This window comes from Fibrella forsythiae (genome assembly GCF_017353175.1).
Classification (GTDB): domain Bacteria; phylum Bacteroidota; class Bacteroidia; order Cytophagales; family Spirosomataceae; genus Fibrella; species Fibrella forsythiae.
In genome coordinates this window covers 1-327 of record NZ_JAFMYW010000077.1, presented here as the reverse complement: position 1 = coordinate 327, position 327 = coordinate 1, and the positions used below count along the sequence as shown (strand labels likewise).

The window sequence follows — 327 nt, the reverse complement described above, 5'->3', positions numbered from 1 at the left end:
GCTTGTGAAGCTATACAGACCATTAGCATCCGTGGTCGTTGTACCAATGGCTGAACCGCTCGTGTAGAGTGTCACCAGCACACCCGGGATCGGCACGTCGCCGGCATCCTGGATACCGTTGGCATTCTTGTCTTCAAACACGTAGTCGCCCAGACCCGCCGTTGGCTGGTAGAAACCAGCATCAACCGTTGGGTTGTTCTCACCCGATGCCAAGGTCACCGCCGTTGACCGACCTGTGATTGGATCCGCGTTCGAGTCTTTCGTAGCATCCGTGCCTGACAATGGAGCCGTGGTCGAGTAGCCTGCTGGCGGGGTGAAGCCCACCAC

The 327-nt window shown here is 58.1% G+C and carries 1 protein-coding gene; it reads right to left on the bottom strand.

Annotated elements, in window-relative coordinates:
• Positions 1-327: SdrD B-like domain-containing protein (locus J2I46_RS32720; RefSeq protein WP_207333320.1), on the bottom strand; the 327-nt coding region annotated here is incomplete at both ends.